The sequence below is a fragment of the Pandoraea pulmonicola genome, from assembly GCF_000815105.2.
GTDB classification, from domain to species: domain Bacteria; phylum Pseudomonadota; class Gammaproteobacteria; order Burkholderiales; family Burkholderiaceae; genus Pandoraea; species Pandoraea pulmonicola.
On the sequence record NZ_CP010310.2, the window covers coordinates 1,551,512 to 1,575,257 of the forward strand.

General features: G+C 64.2%; 14 protein-coding genes. 7 read left to right on the forward strand and 7 right to left on the reverse strand.

Annotation, left to right across the window (positions count from 1 at the left end; genetic code table 11):
* Window positions 1–3: 3 nt before the first annotated feature.
* Window positions 4–1,176, forward strand: a complete 1,173-nt coding sequence (locus RO07_RS06980) for a heme biosynthesis HemY N-terminal domain-containing protein (protein ID WP_039409263.1) — start codon at window positions 4–6, stop codon at window positions 1,174–1,176.
* Between the two features lie 679 nt (window positions 1,177–1,855).
* Complete coding sequence (locus tag RO07_RS06985; RefSeq protein WP_160118062.1) at window positions 1,856–7,084, forward strand: DUF1601 domain-containing protein; 5,229 nt, start codon at window positions 1,856–1,858, stop codon at window positions 7,082–7,084.
* Window positions 7,085–7,277: 193 nt separating this feature from the next.
* Here RO07_RS06985 and RO07_RS06990 read toward each other — a convergent pair whose 3' ends face one another.
* The 7 genes from RO07_RS06990 to RO07_RS07020 form a co-directional block, all read right to left on the reverse strand.
* Complete coding sequence (locus tag RO07_RS06990; RefSeq protein ID WP_039409265.1) at window positions 7,278–8,465, reverse strand: hypothetical protein; 1,188 nt, start codon at window positions 8,463–8,465, stop codon at window positions 7,278–7,280.
* A 493-nt stretch (window positions 8,466–8,958) separates the two neighbouring features.
* Complete coding sequence (locus RO07_RS06995; RefSeq protein ID WP_039409267.1) at window positions 8,959–9,345, reverse strand: hypothetical protein; 387 nt, start codon at window positions 9,343–9,345, stop codon at window positions 8,959–8,961.
* 717 nt (window positions 9,346–10,062) lie between these two features.
* Window positions 10,063–11,328: a hypothetical protein gene (locus tag RO07_RS07000; RefSeq protein ID WP_039409268.1), complete on the reverse strand. Its 1,266-nt coding sequence runs from the start codon at window positions 11,326–11,328 to the stop codon at window positions 10,063–10,065.
* A gap of 117 nt (window positions 11,329–11,445) precedes the next feature.
* Window positions 11,446–12,975 (reverse strand): MDR family MFS transporter, encoded by a 1,530-nt coding sequence (locus RO07_RS07005; RefSeq protein WP_052267086.1) that lies wholly within the window; start codon window positions 12,973–12,975, stop codon window positions 11,446–11,448.
* Window positions 12,976–13,147: 172 nt separating this feature from the next.
* A complete protein-coding gene (locus RO07_RS07010) occupies window positions 13,148–14,464 on the reverse strand; it encodes an MFS transporter (RefSeq protein WP_039409270.1) in 1,317 nt (438 codons plus the stop codon).
* 142 nt (window positions 14,465–14,606) lie between these two features.
* The gene (locus RO07_RS07015; RefSeq protein ID WP_039409272.1) at window positions 14,607–15,365 is read right to left on the reverse strand and encodes an SDR family oxidoreductase; all 759 of its coding nucleotides are present in this window, start codon (window positions 15,363–15,365) and stop codon (window positions 14,607–14,609) included.
* Between the two features lie 56 nt (window positions 15,366–15,421).
* The gene (locus RO07_RS07020; protein WP_039414569.1) at window positions 15,422–16,861 is read right to left on the reverse strand and encodes an aldehyde dehydrogenase family protein; all 1,440 of its coding nucleotides are present in this window, start codon (window positions 16,859–16,861) and stop codon (window positions 15,422–15,424) included.
* 334 nt (window positions 16,862–17,195) lie between these two features.
* On the opposite strand from RO07_RS07020, the gene RO07_RS07025 reads away from it, so the two are divergent.
* The 5 genes from RO07_RS07025 (at window position 17,196) to RO07_RS07045 (ending at window position 23,703) form a co-directional block, all read left to right on the forward strand.
* Window positions 17,196–18,632, forward strand: a complete 1,437-nt coding sequence (locus RO07_RS07025; RefSeq protein WP_039409274.1) for an FAD-binding oxidoreductase — start codon at window positions 17,196–17,198, stop codon at window positions 18,630–18,632.
* 96 nt (window positions 18,633–18,728) lie between these two features.
* The gene (locus RO07_RS07030; protein ID WP_052267541.1) at window positions 18,729–19,772 is read left to right on the forward strand and encodes an ABC transporter substrate-binding protein; all 1,044 of its coding nucleotides are present in this window, start codon (window positions 18,729–18,731) and stop codon (window positions 19,770–19,772) included.
* A 45-nt stretch (window positions 19,773–19,817) separates the two neighbouring features.
* Window positions 19,818–20,933, forward strand: coding sequence for an ABC transporter ATP-binding protein (locus tag RO07_RS07035; protein WP_039409278.1), 1,116 nt, complete (start codon window positions 19,818–19,820; stop codon window positions 20,931–20,933).
* Between the two features lie 105 nt (window positions 20,934–21,038).
* On the forward strand, window positions 21,039–22,742 hold the full coding sequence (locus RO07_RS07040) for an ABC transporter permease subunit (protein WP_115089169.1): 1,704 nt from the start codon (window positions 21,039–21,041) through the stop codon (window positions 22,740–22,742).
* Between the two features lie 49 nt (window positions 22,743–22,791).
* Window positions 22,792–23,703: a dihydrodipicolinate synthase family protein gene (locus RO07_RS07045; RefSeq protein WP_039409282.1), complete on the forward strand. Its 912-nt coding sequence runs from the start codon at window positions 22,792–22,794 to the stop codon at window positions 23,701–23,703.
* The last annotated feature ends 43 nt before the right edge of the window (window positions 23,704–23,746 follow it).

A 23,746-nucleotide genomic window follows, 5' to 3' on the forward strand; every position in this document is an offset into this window, starting at 1 on the left:
CGCATGCGAGGACTGATCTGGTTGACGCTCCTGTTCGCGGTAGCGGCCGGCTTTGCGGTGCTGGCCACGTTCAATCACGGCCAGGTGGTGATGTTGGTGCCGCCCTACCGGGTGGACGTGTCGCTGAACCTGTTCGTGCTGGCGTTGCTGGCACTGTTCATTGCGCTGTACGTGATCATCCGTATCCTGCGCAACATCTACAAGATGCCGGAGCGCGTGGCGGCGTACCGCAATCGCCAGCGGAGCCGTCGGGCGAACATCGCGCTGCGCGATGCCGTGGCGAATCTCTTTGCCGGCCGCTACACGCGTGCCGAGAAGGCCGCGCGCGAAGCGGCCGAGCAGGAGGACAACCGTGGTGTGGCAGCGATCATCGGCGCGCGCGCCGCGCATCGGATGCGCGAGTTTGCGCGACGCGATACGTGGCTTGCCGAAGCGCAGGGGGCGAACCTCGAAGAAGCGCGGCTGCTGCAGACGGCCGAGCTGCGGGTCGACGCCCGCGACGCGGAGGGTGCGCTCGACGCTCTCACCGAAATGCGCGCGCAGGGTGCGCGACGCATGCAGGCGCAGCTCGTCGCGTTGCGCGCGCACCAGCACCTCAAGCAGTGGCCCGAGGTTCTGAACCTGCTCAAGGTGCTCGACAAACGCGAGGCGTTGCATCCGGCACTCGCAGCCAAGCTCAAGCAGACGGCGAGCGAAGGCATTCTGCGCGATCATCGTCACGATGCCGACGCGCTGCTCAAGTGCTGGCACGAGTTGCCGGCCGATGCCCGCACGTCGGCGCGCATTGCGGACGTCGCCGCCGAGTTGCTGGTCGGACTCGATCGCCTGCGTGAAGCGCGCGACATCGTCGAAGCGGCGCTCGCGGAGCATTGGGACGCCCGCCTGCTGCGTCGCTATGCCGAATGCGCCGGCGGCGACGCGTTGCCGCTCATCCAGAAGGCCGAGGCGTGGCGGCAACGTCACCCCAACGATCCGGATCTGCTGTACGCGATGGGCAGGCTTTGCCAGCACCAGCGTCTGTGGGGCAAGGCGCAGACGTTCCTCGAAGGCGCGCTGCGCCATACCGACGACCGTCATCTGCAACAGCGTGTACACCTGTCGCTTGCGCAATTGTTCGAGGGGCTGGGGCAGATGGAGCAGGCCAACCGGCATTACCGGGCCAGCGCGCTGGCTTGATGGCCGGCGGGGACAAACCAGGACGGGGGCGCGAGCCCCCGTTTTTCATGACAGCGGCATGCCGCAGATTTTGCCACGCGACTTGCTTTCGGTCGCCGTCGCACTATCTCCGAAATGACCATCCGGCAACCCTATCGGTCAGTGTTTCGCAAAGGACCTGCTATACATGCCACGTATCCCGGCCCCCTCGTCGTCTCCATGGCTACGAACCTCAGAGGAGCGAGGTCTAGAACGTCCTGCATCCGTTGACGAACGATCCCCCATCAGCAAGCGAGTACGCGAGGTCTCGTCCTCAGCCTCCGGCCCGAGCGCGCACGGTCTCGGATACCGGGCGATCGCATCCGCATGCTTGTCGCATCGCGCGGCGCAAACATCGCACGCGCCCCCGACGGACGAAACGATAAGCTCGCAAGGCGCCTCCTCCAGTCGCTCCTCAGGGCACTGGGAAATTTCATTTCTGCCGCAATGGCGTCGTAGCTTCGCACGAAATGTCAAACAAGTTGGTGCTACAGGCGCCGGAAGAGAGGTGAGGTCAAGACAATTTGGGTCTGACGACTCGGGCCGGCGCCGCTATGATCCGCCTCGGTTCGAAGGGGCCATACATGCAGGCCATCAGGGCTCGTTCGAGACACTACGTGGACGCTTGCGCGACGACGCGTTCGAGGAGAACGTAAGGTTAATGGACGACCATCTGAGGAGTCTTGTAGACAGGTCTCAAGACCTGGGGGAGGAAGTGCTCAGCGCGTGCGTCGGTGATGTGGCGCAATGTCTGCAAAACGATGCCTGGTTTTGTCAGTCCCAGGGCGGGACGATGGTGCACGTGGCCAACAAACTGAGCAAGTTCGCCAGAGTGACGGATTGCGCCATCGGCCTTGGCGCGATTGCTAGCCGGTTGGACACGCAACGCTTGCAGGCACGTGAGATACCCATGTATCTCAACGCGTTTTGCAAATTTCCCGGCAATCAACCGTGTCGCCGCGCGGCGCTTGACCTGGCACGGCATGTTGGCATGGTGCGCAATACGTTGGTCGACAAGTTCAACGTGCAAGACGTTGCCAATACCCTGAACGCGCTGAGCAAATGGCCCGAGGAAGCGGATGCGCGGCACGCCGCGCTGCGCCTGGCGCAGCATCTTGGCAAGGTGAGCAATGCGTTGCTTGGCAAGTTCAACACGCAAGACGTTGCCAATACCCTGAACGCGCTGAGCAAATGGTCCGAGGAAGCGGACGCGCGGCACGCCGCGCTGCGCTTGGCGCAGCATCTTGTCAAGATGAGCAATGCGTTGCTTGGCAAGTTCAAGGCGCAAGAAGTTGCCAATACCCTGAACGCACTGAGCAAATGGCCCGAGGAAGCGGACGCGCGGGATGCTGTACTGCGCCTGGCACGGCATCTTGACAAGGTGGGCAATGCGTTGCTTGGCAAATTCAAAGCGCAAGAAGTCGCCAATACCCTGAACGCACTGAGCAAATGGCCCGAGGAAGCGGACGCACGGGATGCTACGCTGCGCTTGGCGCAGCATCTTGGCAAGGTGAGCAATGCGTTGCTTGGCAAATTCAACGCGCAAGAAGTCGCCAATACCCTGAACGCACTGAGCAAATGGTCCGAGGAAGCGGACGCGCGGCACGCCGCGCTGCGCTTGGCGCAGCATCTTGTCAAGATGGGCAATGCGTTGCTTGGCAAGTTCAACGCGCAAGAAGTTGCCAATACCCTGAACGCGCTGAGCAAATGGCCCGAGGAAGTGGACGCCCGGGATGCTGCGCTGCACCTGGCACGGCATCTCGACAAGGTGGGCAATGCGTTGCTTGGCAAGTTCAACGCGCAAGAAGTCGCCAATACCCTGAACGCACTGAGCAAATGGCCCGAGGAAGCGGACGCACGGGATACTGCGCTGCGCTTGGCGCAGCATCTTGGCAAGGTGAGCAATGCGTTGCTTGGCAAATTCAACGCGCAAGAAGTCGCCAATACCCTGAACGCACTGAGCAAATGGTCCGAGGAAGCGGACGCGCGGCACGCCGCGCTGCGCTTGGCGCAGCATCTTGTCAAGATGGGCAATGCGTTGCTTGGCAAGTTCAATGCGCAAGACGTTGCGAATACCCTGAACGGGCTGAGCAAATGGCCTGAGGAAGCGGACGCACGGGATGCTGCGCTGCGCTTGGCGCAGCATCTTGTCAAGGTGAGCAATGCGTTGCTTGGCAAGTTCAACGTGCAAGACGTTGCCAATACCCTGAACGCGCTGAGCAAATGGTCCGAGGAAGCGGACGCGCGGCACGCCGCGCTGCGCTTGGCGCAGCATCTTGGCAAGATGGGCAATGCGTTGCTTGGCGAGTTCAACGCGCAAGACGTTGCCAATACCCTGAACGCACTGAGCAAATGGCCCGAGGAAGCGGACGCCCGGGATGCTGCGCTGCGCCTGGCGCAGCATCTTGTCAAGGTGAGCAATGCGTTGCTTGGCAAGTTCAACACGCAAGCCGTTGCCAATACCCTGAACGCGCTGAGCAAATGGTCCGAGGAAGTGGACGCGCGGCACGCCGCGCTGCGCTTGGCGCAGCATCTTGTCAAGATGGGCGATGCGTTGCTTGGCAAGTTCAAGGCGCAAGAAGTTGCCAATACCCTGAACGCACTGAGCGGATGGCCCGATGACGCTGATGCGCAGGGTGCCGCGCTGCGCCTGGCGCGATATATTGACAAGGTGGGCAATGCGTTGCTTGGCGAGTTCAACACGCAAGACGTTGCCAATACCCTGAACGCACTGAGCAAATGGCCCGATGACACTGATGCGCGGCACGCCGCGCTGCGCTTGGCGCAGCATCTTGTCAAGATGGGCGATGCGTTGCTTGGCAAGTTCAACGCGCAAGACGTTGCCAATACCCTGAACGCGCTGAGCAAATGGCCCGAGGAAGCGGACGCACGGGATGCCGCGCTGCGCTTGGCGCAGCATCTTGGCAAGGTGAGCAATGCGTTGCTTGGCAAGTTCAACACGCAAGACGTTGCCAATACCCTGAACGCGCTGAGCAAGTTTCGGGGCGTCGATGCCAGCGAAGACGCGATGTGGACGTGTGTCGAGTACTTGCACAGTCAAAGCGAGCCATGGAGCCTGTACAGCCTGGGCGAAATAGCGCAAGTGGCCAACGCCGTGGCGCGATTGGCATTGCAGTGTGCTGATCAGGATCCGCCCGCGATACTCACCGAACTGCTGCGAAGCCTGGGCGAGCATGTGCATGCGCACGACATGATGTGCAATGCCGGAACGCTTGAAATCGCCACGATGTTCAAGGCCATGGCCGCCCTGCAGTTGCACAAGACCCTGGCGACACTGGCGCCCTCCACGCTCGCCAGACTGGACAGCCTGCTGCCGACCGGTTTGCCCCATGACAACCTGGAGACCTTGGGCAACCTGTGTGTCGGCCTGCTCCCGTTGCTGCGCAACAATAGCTTGTCGAGGTACCGTGCCGAAATCCTGTGCGCCCTGATGGCCCTGCATCCCCACGTGGCGCGCAAGGCAGCGTGCTTCATAAGCGCACCTCAACACGGGACACCTGCCGATCCGCCAACGACGCCGCCCGAATCATTCGATACGCGATGTCCGGCACTGACCTTTTATCAGATTCTCAAAACCTACAATGTCGTCGCCAGCCTGGCACAGGAGAGCCAAGCCGATAAGCAACGCGGCCTACTGGTACGGGATTGGGTGAATGCCATGCTCGCGCAAACCCGCGAAACGCTTCAGCGCGATCTGAGCGATATGAGCTGGAATCTGATCGCCCAGATCGAGGCCAGCGACGACGTGGACGACGCCATGGACCGATTCATGCACTTGGAACATGAGCGCATCACACAAGCCTGCCCGCCGACCCGTTTTGATCCGGCACTCGTCCGTCAGGACATGAGAGGCGAGTTCCGGGAGGTCGCACCGACCATCGGCAACACCCGTCATGTGCTCGTGGACATGATGGGACGCGAACTCCCGCGCGAGCCTCGAGGGGCGGAAGACTACTCCCTGTTTGCACGAATCACCCATCTGCCGTTAGTCGAAGTCAAACTGCCGGGGACGCTGAGCCGATTCATGCTGGCCCGCACGTTTCGCTACAACGATAAACTCTGGCGATTCGACATGTTTGGTGGCAGCCGCCTGACAAAAAGCCGACATCAACCGGTAGAAGCCATTCTGGCGGGGGCTTCTCGCGGTTACGACGTCCTGCCTGCGGTGCCGTATGCCGACAGCGCGCCGGAGAGCGCATTGATGAACCTCGTGCGCAAGCTCGCACCGCTCAAGGAAGACTGGGCGCGCATGCAGCGCGCGTTGCTCGAGACAGTGCCGCATACTCACGTTGGCGAGGGCACGTTGACCATCGGCTGGTTCGACGACGTATCGGGGGGGGCGCATCCGTTCAAGCCCCAGATTGATGGCGTACCCTTGGCGCTGTGCCCGAACGATGGCTGCGGCTTTATCAAGGCCAGTGTGGCCCAACGCATTCCCGCCGTGCGAGAGCGGATGCAGGCGTGGGAGGCCGCACCAGCCCAGCAACGCCGCGACATGTCGAAGGTGACCCCGGGCACCATGGCGCCGCAGGCATTGCAGCACTTCGCCCGAGATCAGGCCGCACTGGACGAGGCTCGCGAGTTGATGCGCGCGAGGTTGCGCACAATCGACGCGGCGCAGATCCCTAAGTTGCAATTGCATGATCTGTTGGTGCGCGGCCCCTACGAAAGCATGCGAATCCGGGCGGTGCCCTCAGCCGACGATCAGTTTCACCTGCCGACGCAACTGTGCGCGGGCCTGGCCGCGAACCGCACAGCCCCCGTGTTGATCGGCAAGCCGCCGTATGACAAGGAGAACCTGTTGCCCGTGACTGCCAGCGCGATAGCTACCGAGGCGTCGGGAGATTTGACCGCAAGGTTCCTTGCCGGGCACTTCGCGATTCAGTACAGCTATACGGGCTTTGACGAGACCTCCGACACCGGCAGCATGCTGCACGGCAAGGGCATGTTGATTGTCGTCCCCGATGAATACTGGCCGCGGCGCTACCACGCACTCGACATGGTGTGCTCCCGCCAGGACATGAAAATGCACTCCTCCTGGACCGTCGAACGCAAGCGCCACGAGATTCCCGCACAGATGCTGAGCACCGGCAGTCTTCGCGTCAAGGACATCCTGTTACCGGGCCAGTGTGGCGCGCTGCCGATCGACGAACTGCGAAAGCGCGACATGGATACCGACGGGGATGACGCCTTTCTCTATCTTGACTGCCCAGCGCTTGCACACGCGATTGATGGCGCGATGCAAGCACGCGCGAGACAACGGGGACCGACGCGCTCGTTCAAGCCCCCAAAGACCGCACAGGCGGCCATCGATTCGAACGGCATATATCGGGCTGGGCGCGTCGGGGAAATTATCGAGGCCCTGCGCGGGCACCGTCTGATGGGCCGCGCGAGTTCGGCGGCCGCACGTTATCTGGCTCAACCCGACGAGATACGCGAGCAGATTGCCAAGGCGTTTAAAGCGCGACTGCAAACTAGCAGACTTCCCGCAGAAGTCAGCGCACTGCTGGACCGGGAGGATTGGGACCTTGGCACGCGCGATTTCCTGACAATGACGATCAAATCGGGGGCGGACGCGCTCAAGTCCGATACCGGCATGGCTCCGTTCAATCAATGGATGCGGTCGTTCGAGCGGGCCGAAGCCAGTTGCAAGGCTGACCCTCGCCGAGTGCGGACCATCCCCTATACCAAAGCCACCGCACGAGCGTTGCGCAACGGCAGCTTCGATCCTGAAAAAACGTTAGACGAGTTGCACGACAATCCGACGATGGCCGCAGGCGTCATGGAGATCAACATTAAAGCACTGCGACCGGTGCTTCCTCTGCAGCGAAACGCTGAGCACGGCTCTGGAACCGCTGTAATGTGTTGAAGGCAGCCCGGTGGCGATGCAGGTCGCAATCCAGCAAGCATAAGGCCGCGAACGCAAGTTCGCGGCCTTTCTCATCGAATCACCCGGTGCGGACCTGTATGCCGAGTGGTGTGCGAGGGGATCGGCTGGGCTTTGGGCATCCCCTTATCCCGATTTCCCGATTTCGGCGCCCGCACAGGAGAGACGGGTGTCGTCAATCGGAGATGACGTCGGCGTAAGCGAACGCTCGGTGCCGCACGAGCGTTCTCAATTCCGGCCGCGCGTAGCCGCGTTCGTCGCAGTCGCTGATGTGGCGCAGCGTGGCAAGCAGTTCGATGGACTGTGCGTCGTCGAACAGCAGCTCTTGATATTCGCCTTCCATGCTCGCCAGACGCGTCAGGTGATCGAGCAATTCGCTGGCGTCGCGCTCGGGCAACCGGTGCAGTTCCAGCGCGACGGTCTCGATCGTCTCGCGCAGATCGCCGACCGGGGCAGGGACGGCAGCCCGAATAAGCCGCTGGATGACGTTCAAGCGCATCTCGGCGTCGACTGTGCCGCAAAGCTGGCCGATGAGCGCCGCGCGCCCGTCCGGTTCCCGCAGTTGAGCGGTCGCATCGGCGACGTCGAGCGCGGCTTGTAGGCGTTGTGCTTCCGGCAGCAGCGGGATGAACTTCGCGAGTTTCGTGAGGCGCGCGGCATTGAGCAGCGTTGAGCAACGCGGCAATGTGTCAAGCAGATCGTGCCACGCGCGGCTCCGTTCTTCGTCGGGGAACCCGGCGGCGGCATTGAGCCGATGCGCCAAGACACGATCGAACCGGGCGCGAGTCACCGTGGCGGCAAGCGCGCTCACGTCTTCGTCGCAGGTGCAGTCCGGCAGCATCAAGGTCTGCCCGATCGCCCGCGCGGCGCGCGCTTCGAAGCGATGGCTCAACGACAGCAATTGTTCGAACGCCATGCCCCAGTGTTCCAGCGTGTGGTCACTCTCCAGCCGCTGCGTCAACGCTTCGAGCAGCGATTTGGCTTCGGCGAAGTCGCCCTCGGTGAGGGTGGTGTCGAACGCTTCCCATTCCAACGTGTTGCCGCCGGCGAGGATGGCTTCCGGTCCGCCGGAGAGCATCAGCAGCACCTTATGGAGAACGGCGTAGGGTGGACTTGGGTGCGGACTGTCGGCCGCTGGGCCGAAGCGCGATGCGCGCGGTTGCGGCCCGATTTCGGCCATCGTTCGACGGCGCTTCCATTCGGCCGCCATGATTTCGGCTTCGGCGCCGAACGCCATGACGGCGCTACGCACAGGTGGATTCGCACACGCTATCAAGCCCGTCGCCATGTCCATGCCGCCGAGCAGCCGGGACGAAATCCCTTCACTGGCAAAATCGATCGTGGCGCTGGCAGGGCCGGCCATCGATATGACTGTAGGCGTCTCGCGTGCGCTGACGACCGGCGCGTGCAATGTGTACGAGAGTGTCGACGGCAGAGGAGTTATCACCGAGTCCGGGCGCGGCGTAATGCGCGAAGGGCCCGCTCGTTGCGTCAGACTCCCGAAATCCGTTGCGAACGGGCCGCCAGCGAACGGCGGTCGAGGGGCGGGAGACGGCGGTGTGGGCGGGGTGACGGACGTGCTGTCCGTCGTGACGGGTGGAGGCAGGGACGGAAACAATGCGAGCACCTCGAGACAGTGAAGGGAGCCCGCACTCTGGCACGGCGCGGTCCGGCGTCTTTCGTATTGCGTGCCTGGACTTCGCAGATTGCACCGTCGTACTGCCAGCGCTCAACGGGACTCGACGATGCCCATCGCCATTCACGCCCATTCGTTATAGGTGGCCAGTTCGCCGTCCCGTTTAGTCATCACACGCATGACTGCGTAGCTCAAAGAGAAAGCCGCTCCATGCGTTCCACTAATTGAGACTGGATTCCGGTTGATCGGCGGAATACCGATCCTCCCTGGACGAAATTACAAACTCGACACCGCACATGGCAGCGCAGATTGCAATGGATGCAAGCTTGGCGTTACCCTGAAGCAGCAAGAATACAGTGCCGAAAGCGCCGATGCCGATAATCAAAAAACCGAATCGCTCCGCTTTAATGCCAAATACCGAATTCGATCGGAGTCGACTCCCAAATAACCACGGACCGGCGAAAAGCCAAAATATAGACGATGGTAGGTAGTACAAAAGGGCCGGGAACGACGCCGAAGTCAGCAGTTCACTGGTAGTTAATAGAATCCCAAGATTTATCATCAAAACTGCCAGGTACCATGCCATTCTTTGGCGGTATTTCTTCATCGAAATTCCTTTGCTTAAACATTGGAATCTAACCGGTGTGCTCGGCCTTCTGCCGAGATGCCGGAGTGACTCGCCCCGTCGGCGACTCGGTAGAGGGGAAGAATGTTGCTGCGCTGCGCTTGCTCACGATTGGAAGGCGACAAGAGCATCAGTTAAACGCCTGTGGAATCGAAATCGCCCCGTGCAAACTCCGCTTGGCAGGCCTCCATGGAGGCGCTGCACCCTATAGGCACTACGCCGCACGAGATTCTCGTGCGATTGGACGAGAAGGCACCTTCGTATGTGCACAACATGTCGAACTCCAAATCGTTCTGATGGGTGACACGCCGACAGCTGGTGCGATTCTAGTCATGAGGATCATCTCCGGTAAATGAGAATGCTCTGAAAATTGCCACATGATCAGAAACAGGCTGCGGAGATAGCCCTCTGCGTGTTGGCACACAACGGTCTTTGCAGTGGGCGTCGATGCCACGACCTGTTTTATGCCTGACTGGAATGGAACAAGCGGGACTCCCATCCACAAGGCTTGTGATGAAAATATGAGCGGATCTCTATCAGTCCCGTAACCGGTTCTGAAAACGCTGGAATCGTGACTGATGGGAATCGCGGCACAGTCTCGGCGATGCGGGATCGACATAAGGCCCACTCCGAAGGGAGCGGGCCTTATGTTGCTTTTCTTTCCTGCCGCACGTGCGGCAGGCAGACAGCGACCAGCATCTATGAGTCCCGACCATACCCGAACCGTCTTTGCTGGCAAAGGAGCATGGCCCGCAGATCGGGACGCGCATATGTCCGCGGGTCGCGTTCACTGGCATTGAGCAGGCACGCGAGCATCGCCGTGGATTCCAGCGTGGTGAACGCAGCGTCGATGAACTCGTCGTCGCGCACGCTGATGCGGGCGAGCCGCATGAGCAATTCGCTGGCGTTTCCCGGGGGCAGGCGATGGATCTGCGCCGACATCGATTCGACGATATCCTTGAGCGCCGTCGGTACGGCCTCACCTGCGACGTCGAGGATGGCGTCGAGGATCGGCGCGAGACGATCGGGGCTCGCCAGCAGGCATAGCCGCTCGAACAGGGTGTTCCAGCCCCATAGGTCGGGCACGTCTTCCAGTGCGCCCACGAGGGTAAGGGCGGCGGTGTTGCGCATGTCGGGGGGCAGCAGCGGGATGGCGTCGGCGAGCCGCGTGAGTTGCGTTACGTCGAGAAGATCGTCGCAGTGCTGCAGGCTGGTGAGCAGGTCGAACCATACCCGCGCGCCGCGCTGCCGCGGCATCGACGCGATCGCGTGCAGCCGGCTTGCCACCAGCCGGTCGAAGCCGCTGCGCGTCGAAACCAGCGCCAGATACTCCGACTGTTCCGCGGCGTCGGCACTGTTCGCGAGCACGAGTTGGTTGGCCGCGAGCATCGTGCGGCGCTCGAAGCGTTTGCACAGCGCGAAGAGTTCCTCGAACGCGGCGTCCCAGTTTTCCCATGCCGATCGCGCCACGAGGTTGCGAAGGAGGCCGCCGAGCAGCGGTTTTGCTTCGTGATAGGGCGCGGCGTCGAGCGCCGCTTTCAGCGCCAGCCACTCCAACTGATGAACGTCGCTCGGCTGCAGCGTGTGTGCGGCGGGCAGCAGCCGCACGGTCTTGCTCATCAGGCGATCCAGCGTGCCGCCATCGGCGGGTGGGGGCGTCGTGGGCGGCGCAAGCGAGGTGTCGCACGCCGTCAACGCCGTGCCGAGGATTTCGAAGTAGGCTTCGCGCACGCCATCGGAGAAGAGGTAGTCCAGCGGATGCCGCGGCGCATGTCCCGGCGCCGTGGCATCGGTGCTCGCCGTCGTCGGATGCCGGGCGCCCGCGGCGGTCTGTGGCAGGGCGCCGTCGAAGTGAGCCCGGAAGGCCTCGCGGCGATCGTCCGTCGGCGCGGGGGAAATCGGCGAGCCGGACGTGCCACCGCACGAGGAAGGGTAAGACAGCGATGCACGGGGATGGGGAAACAAGGCGAGACTCCTGGACGTCGGAAAGGAGCCCGCACTGTTTCACAGCGTGCGCAGCGGCACTTTGGGGATGCTCGCGCGGTCTTTGCCGAACCGGCCCGGCCTGCCGCGCGCTGAGACTTATTCGATGGCCGTCGCTTCGTTGCCCGAACTCTGACGCAGCGGAATTTCCTGCAAGCGGCTGAGCGCGAGCATGGCGAGCGCCGCGATGAGAGCGCTGCCGCCGAAGAACGCGCCGAACGCCAGGCGCAGATGCGACGCCATGCCGGCCGGCGCACCGTCCGGGCGCAGGAAGTCGGTCAGCTCGCGCGTTGCGCCGCCGTCTTCGCCCCCGACCAGCAGCCCCACGATGAGCGCGCCGAACACGGCCACGCCGATCATGCCGCCGAGCGCGCGGAAGAACGCGTGCGCTGCCGTGGCGATGCCGATGTCGCGCGGCGCGACGGCATTCTGCGTGGCCACGGTCATGACCGGCATCGCCGAGCCGAACCCCACGCCAATGAGGCCGAGAAAGGCGCCGATCACCACGAGCGGCAGCGACTGCACGCCTAAGGCGATGGCCGCCAGCCCCACGAACGCCACAGGCAGACCGATCTGCGGCGGACGCTTGTAGTGGCCCGTCTTGCGCATGTAGTGCCCGGAGCTGAGCGCTCCCACGACGATGCCCAGCAGCGGCAGGATGAGCATCAAACCCGAACTGCTCGCGGACTGGCCGCGCTGCAGTTGCAGATACAACGGCACGTAGATGCCGATGCTGATGTTGACCATCATCACGAGCACGGCCATCGTCGAGGTCATGCGAAACACGGGATTGCCGAGCAGCGTGAGCGGCAGCAACGGCTCGCGCGCAACGCGCTGATGTCGTAGGAACACGACGCCGACGATCGCCGTCGCGGCGATCAGGCCGAGGATTTCCAGCGACAGCCACGGGTAGCGGTGTCCGCCCCAGGTGAGCGCGAGCAACAGGCAGACGGTGGCCACGATCAGCAGCAGCGAGCCGACGTAGTCGATGCTCGGCCTGCCCGTGCGGCGCGGCAGGCGGCGCAGCGCGCGGTCGCTCAGGTAGATCGCGAGCAGACCGAGCGGCAGGTTGATCCAGAAGATGAGCGTCCAGTTCAGGTACTGCGCGAACACGCCGCCGGTCACCGGCCCGGCTACGCCCGAGACCGCGAACATGCCGGAGATGTAGCCCTGGTAGCGCCCGCGTTCGCGCGGCGAGACGATGTCGGCGATCACGGTGTTCGACAGCGCGATGAGACCGCCGCCGCCCAGCCCCTGCACACCGCGCGCGAGGATCAGCGCGAGCATGGTCGGTGCGAGCGCGCACAGCACCGAGCCCACGAGAAACACGGCCACGCTCACGGCGATGACGCCTCGGCGTCCGAACAGATCGGACAGCTTGCCGACGATCGGCGTGATGGCCGTCGACGAGAGCAGGTAGGCGGTGACCACCCACGACACGGCGTCGAAGCTGCCCAGATCGCGGGCGATGGTCGGCAAGGCGGGAGCGACGATGGTCTGGTCGAGCGAGCCGAGAAACATGATCAGCAGCAGACCGGTGAGGATCGACTTGATCTCGGCGGGCGTGAGCGAGACGCCTGCAGGCGTCTTCCGTGAGTCGGTGGCAGGCATGCGAGTCGGAAGCGTCATCGATTCGTTGCCGAACCGACGATCGGAAGCAAATGGGGGGCAAAAAAACAGGCCGCCCCGACAGGGACGGCCTGAGGGATGTTACTCCCACGCGGCGGTAGAGGCCAGCGGCCCCGTGGCGTCTCGGTCTTGGCCGCCGAGACGCGGTTTCGTCAGGCGATCTGCCGCGCGCTCACTTGTTGACGAGCCGTGCCGGCACGGCCAGCGTGAGCAATCCCCCGAGGATCATGAAGACGGTGAGCAGGAACATGCCGCTGTTCGTACTCTGCGTGGCGTCCTTGAGAAAACCGATCAGGTACGGCCCGACGAAGCCCGCCAGGTTGCCCAGCGAGTTGATCATCGCAATGCCGGCCGCCGCGGCGGTGCCGCCGAGAAACGCCGTCGGCAGGCTCCAGAACAGCGGCAGCACGATCATGATGCCCATCGTCGCGAGCGTGAGCGCGAACATGGCGAGCTGCGTGTTGTGGCTCCACGTCGTGGACAGGAACAGGCCGGCGGCGCCGATGAAGGCGGGAATCGCAATGTGCCAGCGGCGCTCGCCGCGCAGGTCCGAGCGGCGTCCGACGACGACCATCGCGATCACGGCGAAGAAGTACGGAATCGCGGTGAGCAGGCCGATCTGCAGCGGATCCGTCACGCCCGTGGCCTTGATGATCGTCGGCAGCCAGAAGCCCACGCCGTACAGCCCGATCACGAACGAGAAGTAGATCAGGCTCATCATCCACACGCGAGGGCTGGAGAAGACCTTGGCCAGCGGCAGGTCTTCCTTGGTGAGCACGTCGCTCGCGATGTTGCGCTCGAGCAGCGCCTTTTCGTCGTCGTCGAGCCACTTCGCGTCGCGAATGCGGTCGTCGAGCACGAACAGCACGGCCAGCCCGATGAGCACCGACGGGACCGCTTCGAGCAGGAACATCCACTGCCAGCCGGCGAGGCCGTTCACGCCGCTCATGTCCTTGAGAATCCAGCCCGAGATCGGACCGCCGATGAGCCCGGACAAGGCCACGGCCGTCATGAACCATGCGGTCATGCGCCCGCGCCGCGAAGCCGGATACCAGTAGGTGATGTACAGGATGATGCCGGGGAAGAAGCCCGCTTCGGCCACCCCGAGCAGGAAGCGCATCACGTAGAACATCGACGGCGTGGTGACGAACATCGTCGCGCCGGAGATGATGCCCCACGAAATCATTATGCGTGCGATCCATACGCGCGCGCCCACGCGGTGAAGGATCACGTTGCTGGGCACTTCGAAGAGGAAGTAGCCGATGAAGAAGATCCCGGCGCCGAGGCCGAACACCGTCTCGGAGAACTTCAGGTCGCCGACCATCTGCAATTTGGCGAAGCCGACGTTGACGCGGTCGAGATACGCGACCACATAGCACAGCAGCAGAAACGGAATCAGTCGCCAGCCGACCTTGCGGTAAGTGGCCGCCTCGAAGTCGGCCGGGGCCGCGCCGGGCATGGACGAGGGGGGCGTCGGAACGCTGTTCATACGGATCTCCTCCGGATTGACGTTGTTGTGTTGTCTTTCGTTATCGTGTTCGTGCCACAACTGCGCTACGGTTGTTACCAACGGCTATCGACTGCTATCGATTGCAAAAACGAGGGGGCAGGGCGTCGCGTTTCAGATGCTTCTATATGCAACGTCCGCCATCGACTTCCAGACAGACGCCGGTGATGAAGGCGGCCTCGTCGCTTGCGAGATAGAGGCACGCGTTGGCGATGTCCTGCGGCGTGGAGAAGCGCCCGAGCGGAATCCCGGCGAGGAACTTGGCGCGGTTCTCCGGCGTGTTGGGCACCCCCATGAACTCGGCCGTGAGGCCCGTGTCGCCGATGACCGGATTCACGCAGTTCACGCGAATGTTGTGCGGGCCGAACTCGGCGGCCATGGCCTTGCTGGCCGTGATCACGGCGCCCTTGCTGCCGTTGTACCAGACGAGGCCCGGGCGCGGACGCACGCCGGCCGTCGAGGCGATGTTGATCATCACGCCGCCGCCGCGTTGCAGGAAGTACGGCATGACGGCGCGCGCGCTCCAGAAGATGCCTTTGACGTTGACCGCATAGACACGGTCGAACTCGGCTTCGGTCACCTCGAGCAGAGGCTTGTTGCGGTGTGTGGTGCCCGCGTTGTTGACCACGATGTCGAGATGGCCGAAACGCGTGACGGCTTCGTCGAGCAGGGTGACGTGGTCTTCTTCGCGCGAGACGTCGCCGTGGACGAACGAGGCGCGTCCGCCCGCGTCGGCGATTTCCGCGGCCACGCGCTCGCCCGCCGAACGGTTCAGATCGTTCACGATGACGGCCGCGCCTTCGCGCGCGAACGTTCTGGCGATGCCTTCCCCGAAGCCCGAACCGGCGCCCGTGACGATGGCGACCTTCTCTTGCAAACGCATGCGTTGTCTCCCGAGTCGTTATGTCGTGGCAAAGCAGGGGCTTCGCCATCGTGGGCTCAGCCGTGCCGGATGGCGACCGTCTTGAGCGTGGTGAATCCGTAAAGCGCTTCGAAGCCTTTCTCGCGCCCGTGGCCCGAGTGCTTCATGCCACCGAAGGGAAGTTCCACGCCGCCGCCGGCGCCGTAGTTGTTGATGAAGACCTGGCCGGCGCGAATCGAGCGGGCCAGACGCATCTGGCGGGCGCCGTCGCGCGTCCAGACGCCCGCCGCCAGTCCGTAGAGGGTGCTGTTTGCCAGGCGCACCGCGTCGGCTTCGTCGGTGAACGGCATGGCGGCGAGCACCGGCCCGAACACTTCTTCGCGTGCAAGGCGGTGCGTGTCGGGCACGTCGCGCAGCAGCGTGGGCGCCTGATAGAACCCCGCCTGCGGGGCGCTGCTGACGACTTCGCCTTGCGACATCACGGCGATGCCGTCATGCTGGGCTTCCGAAAGGAAGTCCCACACGCGTTGTTGCTGACGCGCATTGATGAGCGGGCCAAGATCGAGATCGTCCTGCGACGGCCCCACGCGCAGCGCGGCGAACGCCTCGGCCAGATGCGCTAGCATGGATTCGTAGGCGTCGTGCTGCACGAGCAGGCGGCTGCCGGCGGAGCACGTCTGCCCGGCGTTCTGCACGATGGCGTTCACGACCGCGGGCAGCACGGCGTCCATATCCGCATCGGCGAACACGATCTGGGGCGACTTGCCGCCGAGTTCCAGCGTGACCGGCGTGTGGTTTTCCGCGGCCATCTGCGAGATGAGCGTGCCGGTCGCGGGCGAGCCGGTAAACGAGATGTGATCGATGCCCGGGTGCCGCGCGAGCGCCGCACCGGCCTCCGCGCCGTAGCCCGTCACGATATTGAGCGCCCCCGGCGGCAGGCCGGCTTCGAGCGACAGCTCGGCCACCCGCAGCAGCGACAGGCAGGCGTCCTCCGCCGGTTTGACCACACAGGCGTTGCCGGTGGCGAGCGCCGCGGCCACGCTGCGTCCGAAGATCTGCAGCGGGTAGTTCCACGGAATGATGTGACCCGTCACACCGTGCGGCTCGCGCACCGTGAAGACCGTAAAGCCCTGCTGATAAGGAATCGTTTCGCCGTGCAGCTTGTCCGCCGCGCCGGCGTAGAACTCGAAGTAGCGCACGATCGCGGCCGCGTCGGCGCGCGCCTGCTTGAGCGGTTTGCCGGTGTCGCGCGCTTCGAGTTGCGCCAGTTCCTCGTGATGTTTCGCCAGCGAGTTGGACAGCGCATGGAGAATGCGGCCGCGCTCGGCAGCGGCAAGGCGTCCCCAATCGCCGTCGAAGGCCGCACGCGCAGCTTTCACGGCACGGTCGATGTCTTCGGCGTCGCCGCGGGCAATGTGAGTGAACGGTTGACCGTCGGAGGGATCGAGAACGGGGATGGCTGGGCTTTTCGCGGGCGCGACCCATTGATTGCCGATGAAGTGTGTTGCTTCGGGCATGTCGACTGCACCTCGTGTCGGATTGGACTCGGGTTGGACGATGAGGAGCGCCGCAGGTGTTGTCACCGCGGCGTCGCCGACCATTATCACTTAACTGGGAAGCGCGTTGACCGTCATACAGGTCACATCCGCATAAACACCTAAAACGATTGCATAGCAATTAAAGATATTTTATTGCAATTTTTTCTAGCCTATCCTTGATCACATCGAATCGTCAGACGGACGTCTGGCCGGGCACCGCAGCCTGCACACATCGCCAGCGAAGTCGTGCGGCATGGCGTCCGAACGAGCATTCAGGCCGTCCAGGCCTACGCTATTCAGGAGCAGGCAGGCAATGAACGATGCAGTGACGCGCGAGACGCTGGTAGGGCGCTTGCAGGACGCACTTGGCGCGACGGCAGTGCTGAGCGGCGAGACCGACACCGCCGGGTACACGGAAGACTGGCGCGGCCGCTATCGCGGCGATGCGCTGTGCGTCGTGCTGCCGTCGTCCACCGAGCAGGTCAGCGCGGTGGTGAAGCTGTGCGCCGCCGCCGGCGTGCCGATCCTGCCGCAAGGCGGCAACACGAGTCTGTGCGGCGGCGCCGTGCCGCCCACGGACGGCCCGGCCCCTGTCATTCTCAATCTCGCGCGCATGCGCCACATCCGTCAGGTGGATGCGGCCAACGGCTCCATGATCGTCGAAGCCGGATGCATCCTGAAAACCGTGCAGGAGACGGCGGCCGACGCCGGCCGTCTGTATCCGGTCAGCCTGGGGGCGGAAGGCTCGTGCCAGATCGGCGGCACGCTCTCGACGAACGCCGGCGGCACGAGCGTGCTGCGCTACGGCAACACGCGCGAGAACGTGCTGGGCCTCGAAGTCGTGCTGGCCGACGGCACCATCTGGGATGGTCTGCGCGCACTGCGCAAGGACAACACCGGCATCGATCTCAAGCATCTGTTCATCGGCGCGGAAGGCACGCTGGGCATTATCACCGCGGCGGCGCTCAAGCTGCATCCGCTTCCCACGCACCATGCGCTCGCCTGGTTCGCGCCGCGTGATCCGGCCGCCGCGTTGCGCATCCTCGGCATGTTCCAGAGCGCGTGCGCATCGCGCCTGTCCGCCTTCGAGATCATGAATCGCCACCAGCTCGATCTGGTGCTGGAGAACGTGCCCAATCGCCGCAACCCGCTCGCCGGTGCGCATCCGTGGCACGTGCTCGTCGAACTGAGCGACACCCGCGACGCCGACGCGCTGGAAGCCGTGCTTACCGAAACGCTCGGCGAGGCCATCGAGCAAGGTCTCGTCGACGATGCCGTCATCGCCGCGAACGAGACGCAGCGCGCCGATCTCTGGGAGGTTCGCCACAGCGTGAGCGAGGCGAACAAGAAGGCGGCCGTCGGTCTTACGACGGACTGCGCCGTGCCGGTCTCGAGCGTGCCCGAATTCATCGATGCCGCCACGCGCGCGGTCCACGCCGTCGTGCCCGGGCTCGACATCGCCATCGTCGGCCACATGGGCGACGGCAACGTTCACTTCATCCCGATGTTCTCGTTCGCAGCCTGGGCGGCGCTGGCCGACAGCGCGGCGATGGGCGACGCCATGCGCGCCTGTGTGAACGATGTGGCCGCGCGTCTGGCGGGCACGTTCAGTGCGGAGCATGGTGTCGGGCAGACGGGGCTGCCGCTCATGCAACGCTACAAATCGACGGCCGAGCTGGCGCTCATGCGCACGCTCAAGGCCGCGCTAGATCCCAACCAGTTGTTCAACCCGGGGCGCCTCGTTCCCTGACCGGAGACCATGATGAAACGCAAGACCTCCGCAAGCCCGCTCGACATCACCGACAACACCGCGGCGTCGCTCGCACAACCGGGCCGTCGCACGGCCATGAAGACGGCCCTCGTCGGCGCCGCCGCCGTGGCGTTTCCGTTCGTGTGGACGCCCTCGCGCGCCGCCGGCAAGCGCATCGTCGTGCGCGACGACGGTGGCATCTACACCAAGGCATACGACGCGGTGTACTACAAGCCGTTCGCCAAGGCGACCGGCATCGAGGTCGTGGGCGTGCAGGCCAACGCGGAGCCGACCGCGCAGATCAAGAGCATGGTCGAGGCGGGCAGCTATACGTGGGACATGGCCAAGATCAGCCAGCCCGCGATCCTGCTGCTCACCTCGGGCGGCAAGGAATACCTCGAGCGCCACGGTCTCGAGTCCGATCCGATCGTCTCGAAGATTCCGCCGCAATACATGTCGCCGTTCGGCGTGGGCACCAACGTCTACTCGACCGTGCTCGCCTATCGCACCGATGCCTTCAAGGGCCGCAAGGCGCCGGCGTCGTGGGCCGACCTGTGGAACGTGAAGGACTTCCCGGGCCGCCGTTCGATTCGCAAGTATCCGTTCGACACCATCGAAGAGGCGCTGCTCGCCGACGGCGTGGCCGCGGGTTCGGTCTATCCGTGCGACTTCGACCGTGCGTTCAAGAGCCTGGACAAGATCGCCAAGCACGTCGACGTGTGGTGGACCACCGGCGCGCAGGTCGAGCAGATGCTCGGCTCGGGCGAAGTCGACATGGTCGCCACGTGGGCCTCGCGGGCGCAGTCGGCGCAGGCGAACGGCGTACCGGTGCAGATCGTGTGGAACCAGAACATCTGGGGCTGCGACAACTGGTCGATTCTCAAGGGCACGCCGAACGCGGCCGCCTGTCGCGAATTCATCAAATTCGCGAGCGACCCGAAGCGCCAGGCCGAACTGGTCAAGTACTTCCCGGCCGGCATGACGCAACCGGAAGCGTTCAACTACGTGAAGCCCGAGGTGGCGAAAAATTGTCCGACGTTCCCCGAGAACATCAAGAGCGGCGTGCAGATCAACGCGAAGTTCTGGCAGCAGAACCAGAGCGTGGCGCTCGAACGTTTCAATCGCTGGATCCTGACCTGATCCTCACCTGCCGTTTCGTTTCATGTTTTATGGGGTGCTGATCTCATGACCGTTGCCAATCTCCAAGTCTCGGGCCTGTCCAAGCGCTACGGCGATTTCGTCGCGCTGGCGCCGACCGACCTCGATGTCGCTCAGGGCGAATTCCTGACCCTGCTCGGGCCCAGCGGCTCGGGCAAGACCACATTGCTCTCGCTCATCGCCGGTCTGTCGCAGCCCGATGCGGGCGCGATCCGTATCAACGGGACCGATGTCACGTACGGCGCGCCGTACGAACGCGACATCGGCATGGTGTTCCAGAACTACGCGCTGTTCCCGCACATGACCGTGGCGGAGAACATCGCCTTCCCGTTGCAGATGCGCCGCACCGACGCGGCCGCCGCTCGGAAGATGGTCATGAACGCGCTGGAAATGGTGCATCTGCCGCATGTGGCCGAGCGCTACCCGCGCGAGCTCTCGGGCGGCCAGCAGCAGCGCATTGCGCTCGCGCGCTGCATGGTCTACCGGCCGTCGATCATTCTGATGGACGAACCGCTCGGTGCGCTCGACAAGAAGCTGCGCGATCACATGCAGCTCGAGATCAAGCGCATCCACCGCGAGCTCGGCACCACCATCGTGTACGTGACGCACGATCAGGAAGAGGCGATGACCATGTCCGATCGCATCTGTCTGATGAACGCCGGCGAGATCGCGCAACTGGGCACGCCCGACGATCTTTACTTCCGTCCGAAGAGCGTGTTCGTCGCGGACTTCCTCGGCGAGTCGAACCTGCTCGATGCGACGGTGCTCGAGCGTGCCGGCGATCAGGTGCGCGTGGCGATGCCCGGCGTGGATGGCGCTGCCGCGATGGTCTACGATCCGCAGGTCGAGCGCGGCCGCGCGGTCAAGCTGATGCTGCGTCCGCAGAACCTGCACGTGCACGACGGCGTAAGTGCTGCCAATGCCGATGCGCAGGGTGTGGCGACGATCTCGGCGAAACTCACCGACATCATGGTCACGGGCGGCATGACGAAGCTGTATCTGCAATCGCAGGTCACGGGCGCCGAGGCGGGCAAGTCGCTCGTGGCGGCGTTCCCGACGCATCGTCAGGGCAACCGCTTCGAGATCGGGCAGACGCTCGGTCTCGCATGGCGTGCCGACGACGCCGTGGCGATCGCGGGGTAAGCGATGAGTGCATCCGCCGTGGTTCGTCCCTCGTCCCCTTCCTCGAATGCCGCGCAGCCCGCACCGCGCCGCGCGCGCTGGCGTGCGCGCGTGCGTCCGTTGCTCATGGCCGCGCCCATCGTCATCCTGCTGGCGGTGATGCTGATCTACCCGGTCGGGCAACTGCTGTTGTTGAGCATTCGCGGCGAGGGCGGCTTCACGCTGGCCGAATATCAGCGTCTGTTCGCCTCGTCGGTGTATGTCGAGGTGTTGCTCATCACGCTCAAGGTCTCGCTCTACACGACGTTTTTTGCCGTGCTGACGGGCTATCCGATTGCCTACCGGCTTTCGACGCTCACTGGCGCGCGCAAGCAGCGCCTTCTGTTCTGGGTGCTGCTCTCGTTCTGGACGAGCTTCCTCGTGCGCACGTTCGCATGGGTGGTGCTGCTCGGGCGCAACGGCGTGGTCAACCGCACATTGATGGATCTGGGGCTGATCGATGCGCCGCTCTCGCTGCTCTACAGCTTCCCGGCGGTGGTGCTCGGCATGGTGCACGCACTGATGCCGCTGGCCGTGCTCACCATGCTCTCCGTGATGGAGAACATCGACCGTCGTCTGCCGAGCGCGGCATCGACGCTGGGCGCGCGTCCCGGCACGGTGTTCTGGCGCGTTTACTTCCCGTTGTCGCTGCCCGGCGTGGCTGCCGGCGCGCTGATGGTGTTCGTCACATCGATCGGCTTCTTCATCACGCCGACACTGCTCGGCGGCCGCCACGAAACGATGATCACGCAGCTCATCATCGACCAGGTCATGCAGGCGCTCAACTGGGGCTTCGCCGGTGCGATCTCCGTGCTGCTGCTCGCCGTGGTGCTGGTGGTGTTCTTCATCTACGACCGCATGGTCGGCCTCTCGACGATGGCCGGCGGCGGCGACGCGAAGGCGGGCAAGCGCCGCGGCGGCTGGACCCGGGCGCTTGGCGAGAAGGTGCTGGGCGCGCTCGGCAGCGCCACGGACCTGCTGTTGCGTGCGCTGCCGCGCGGCAAGCGCGAACAGGGCGACGGTGCGGTGCTGCGCGTCTTCGTGTTCCTGCTCGTGCTGTTTCTCGCGGCGCCGGCGCTGCTGATGATCCCCATCTCGTTCGATTCGGCGTCGGGCCTGGCCTGGCCGCCCAAGGGCTTCTCGCTGCAGTGGTATCAGCAGATCTGGGATTCGCCGCTATGGATGCAGGCGATCACGCGCTCGATGCTCGTGGGCATCGGCGCCGGGTTGCTGTCGATGCTGATCGGCACGCCCGCGGCGTTCCTGCTGGTGCGCGGCGGCATGCGCGGCAAGTCGGCCATGCTCGCCTTCGTGCTCGCCCCGATCGTGGTGCCGCGCATGATCCTGGCCGTCGGCGTGTTCTATTTCTTCGCCAGGATCGGGCTCGTGGGCTCGAGCGTGGGGCTGACCATCGCGCACACCGTGGTGGCCGTGCCGTATGTCGTCATCACGATGATGGCCGTGCTGCGCAACTACGACACACGTCTCGATTTGGCGGCATACAGCCTCGGCGCGCGGCCGTGGGCCACGCTGCGCCGTGTGACCTTCCCGATCCTCGGCGCGGGCCTGCTGTCGTCGTTCCTGTTCGCGTTCGCCACGTCGTTCGACGAACTGACGATTGCGCTCTTCACGTCGGGCGGCCTCTCGACCACCTTGCCCAAGCAGTTCTGGGACGAGATCACGATGCAGATCTCGCCGGTGATCGCCGCGGTCTCCACATGCCTGTTCCTCTTCATCGCCGCACTGATCTGGGTGGCCGAGCGCATGCGCCGGCGCAGCCTCGCCACCTGAGGCGGCACTTTCGACTCCTCCGAACTCAAGACACACGGACGTTTAACACATGCTTCGCTCCGCACAACTCAAGGGCATTCTGCCGGCGATCCCGACGCCGGTGAACGCCGACGACACGATTCACACCGAAGCCACGCGCGCGCTGCTGCGCTATTTGCTGGGGCAGGGCATCGACGGCGTGGTGCCGCTGGGCGGCACCGGCGAGTACGGCGCGCTCTCGCGTGCCGAACGCATTCGCATGGCCGAACTCACGGCGCAGGCGGTGCGCGATCACGGCCGCGACGTGCCGGTGATCGCGGGCGTGCTCGACCCGGGCTATCACGACGCCATCGATGCCGGGCGCGACTTTGCCGCCGCCGGCGCCGACGGGCTGCTCGTGCTCACGCCGTACTACACCAATCCGACGCAAGCCGGCATCCGCGACTACTTCCTGCGCTACGCCGACGAGTCGCCGGTGCCGATCCTGATCTATGAGATTCCGTACCGCACGCGCATCGCCATTGCGCCGGAAGTGCTGCACGAGCTCTCGCGCCACGAGAACATCGTCGGCATGAAGGCGTGCAACACCGATATGTGGCACTTCCTGCGCACCGTCGCCGGCGTGGACGAGTCGTTTGCCGTGTTGAGCGGCGAAGACACGCTGTTCCCGCTGCACGTCGCGGCGGGAGCGCGCGGCGGCATCGTGGTGACGGCGTCGCTGCTGCCCACCGCGTGGCAACGCATCTTCACGCTGGCGTCCGAAGGCAAGACGGCCGAGGCGTTGGCGTTGCATCGCTCGCTGATTCCGCTGATGAACCTGGCGTTCGCCGAGACGAACCCGGGGCCGATGAAGTCGGTGATGGATCTGATCGGTGTGAATGCGCCGGCGATGCTCGCGCCGCTCGTGCCGCCCGCACCGGCGCTGTCGACCGAATTGCGCGAAGAACTGCGCCGCCAACTGGAGATATTCGAAGGGCGTTGAGGTCGGGACGGCAAGGCGTTCCCCGCTTGCGACCGGGCGGGGG

Excerpts from the sequence above, each read along its gene's own strand:
- RO07_RS07005 (WP_052267086.1), bottom strand. The coding sequence starts at position 12,975 with ATGACGCTTCCGACTCGCATGCCTGCCACCGACTCACGGAAGACGCCT.
- RO07_RS06990 (WP_039409265.1), bottom strand. The coding sequence starts at position 8,465 with ATGGCCGGCCCTGCCAGCGCCACGATCGATTTTGCCAGTGAAGGGATT.
- RO07_RS07035 (WP_039409278.1), top strand. The coding sequence starts at position 19,818 with ATGACCGTTGCCAATCTCCAAGTCTCGGGCCTGTCCAAGCGCTACGGC.
- RO07_RS06995 (WP_039409267.1), bottom strand. The coding sequence starts at position 9,345 with ATGAAGAAATACCGCCAAAGAATGGCATGGTACCTGGCAGTTTTGATG.
- RO07_RS07010 (WP_039409270.1), bottom strand. The coding sequence starts at position 14,464 with ATGAACAGCGTTCCGACGCCCCCCTCGTCCATGCCCGGCGCGGCCCCG.
- RO07_RS07030 (WP_052267541.1), top strand. The coding sequence starts at position 18,729 with ATGAAGACGGCCCTCGTCGGCGCCGCCGCCGTGGCGTTTCCGTTCGTG.
- RO07_RS06980 (WP_039409263.1), top strand. The coding sequence starts at position 4 with ATGCGAGGACTGATCTGGTTGACGCTCCTGTTCGCGGTAGCGGCCGGC.
- RO07_RS06985 (WP_160118062.1), top strand. The coding sequence starts at position 1,856 with ATGGACGACCATCTGAGGAGTCTTGTAGACAGGTCTCAAGACCTGGGG.
- RO07_RS07020 (WP_039414569.1), bottom strand. The coding sequence starts at position 16,861 with ATGCCCGAAGCAACACACTTCATCGGCAATCAATGGGTCGCGCCCGCG.
- RO07_RS07025 (WP_039409274.1), top strand. The coding sequence starts at position 17,196 with ATGAACGATGCAGTGACGCGCGAGACGCTGGTAGGGCGCTTGCAGGAC.
- RO07_RS07015 (WP_039409272.1), bottom strand. The coding sequence starts at position 15,365 with ATGCGTTTGCAAGAGAAGGTCGCCATCGTCACGGGCGCCGGTTCGGGC.
- RO07_RS07045 (WP_039409282.1), top strand. The coding sequence starts at position 22,792 with ATGCTTCGCTCCGCACAACTCAAGGGCATTCTGCCGGCGATCCCGACG.
- RO07_RS07040 (WP_115089169.1), top strand. The coding sequence starts at position 21,039 with ATGGCCGCGCCCATCGTCATCCTGCTGGCGGTGATGCTGATCTACCCG.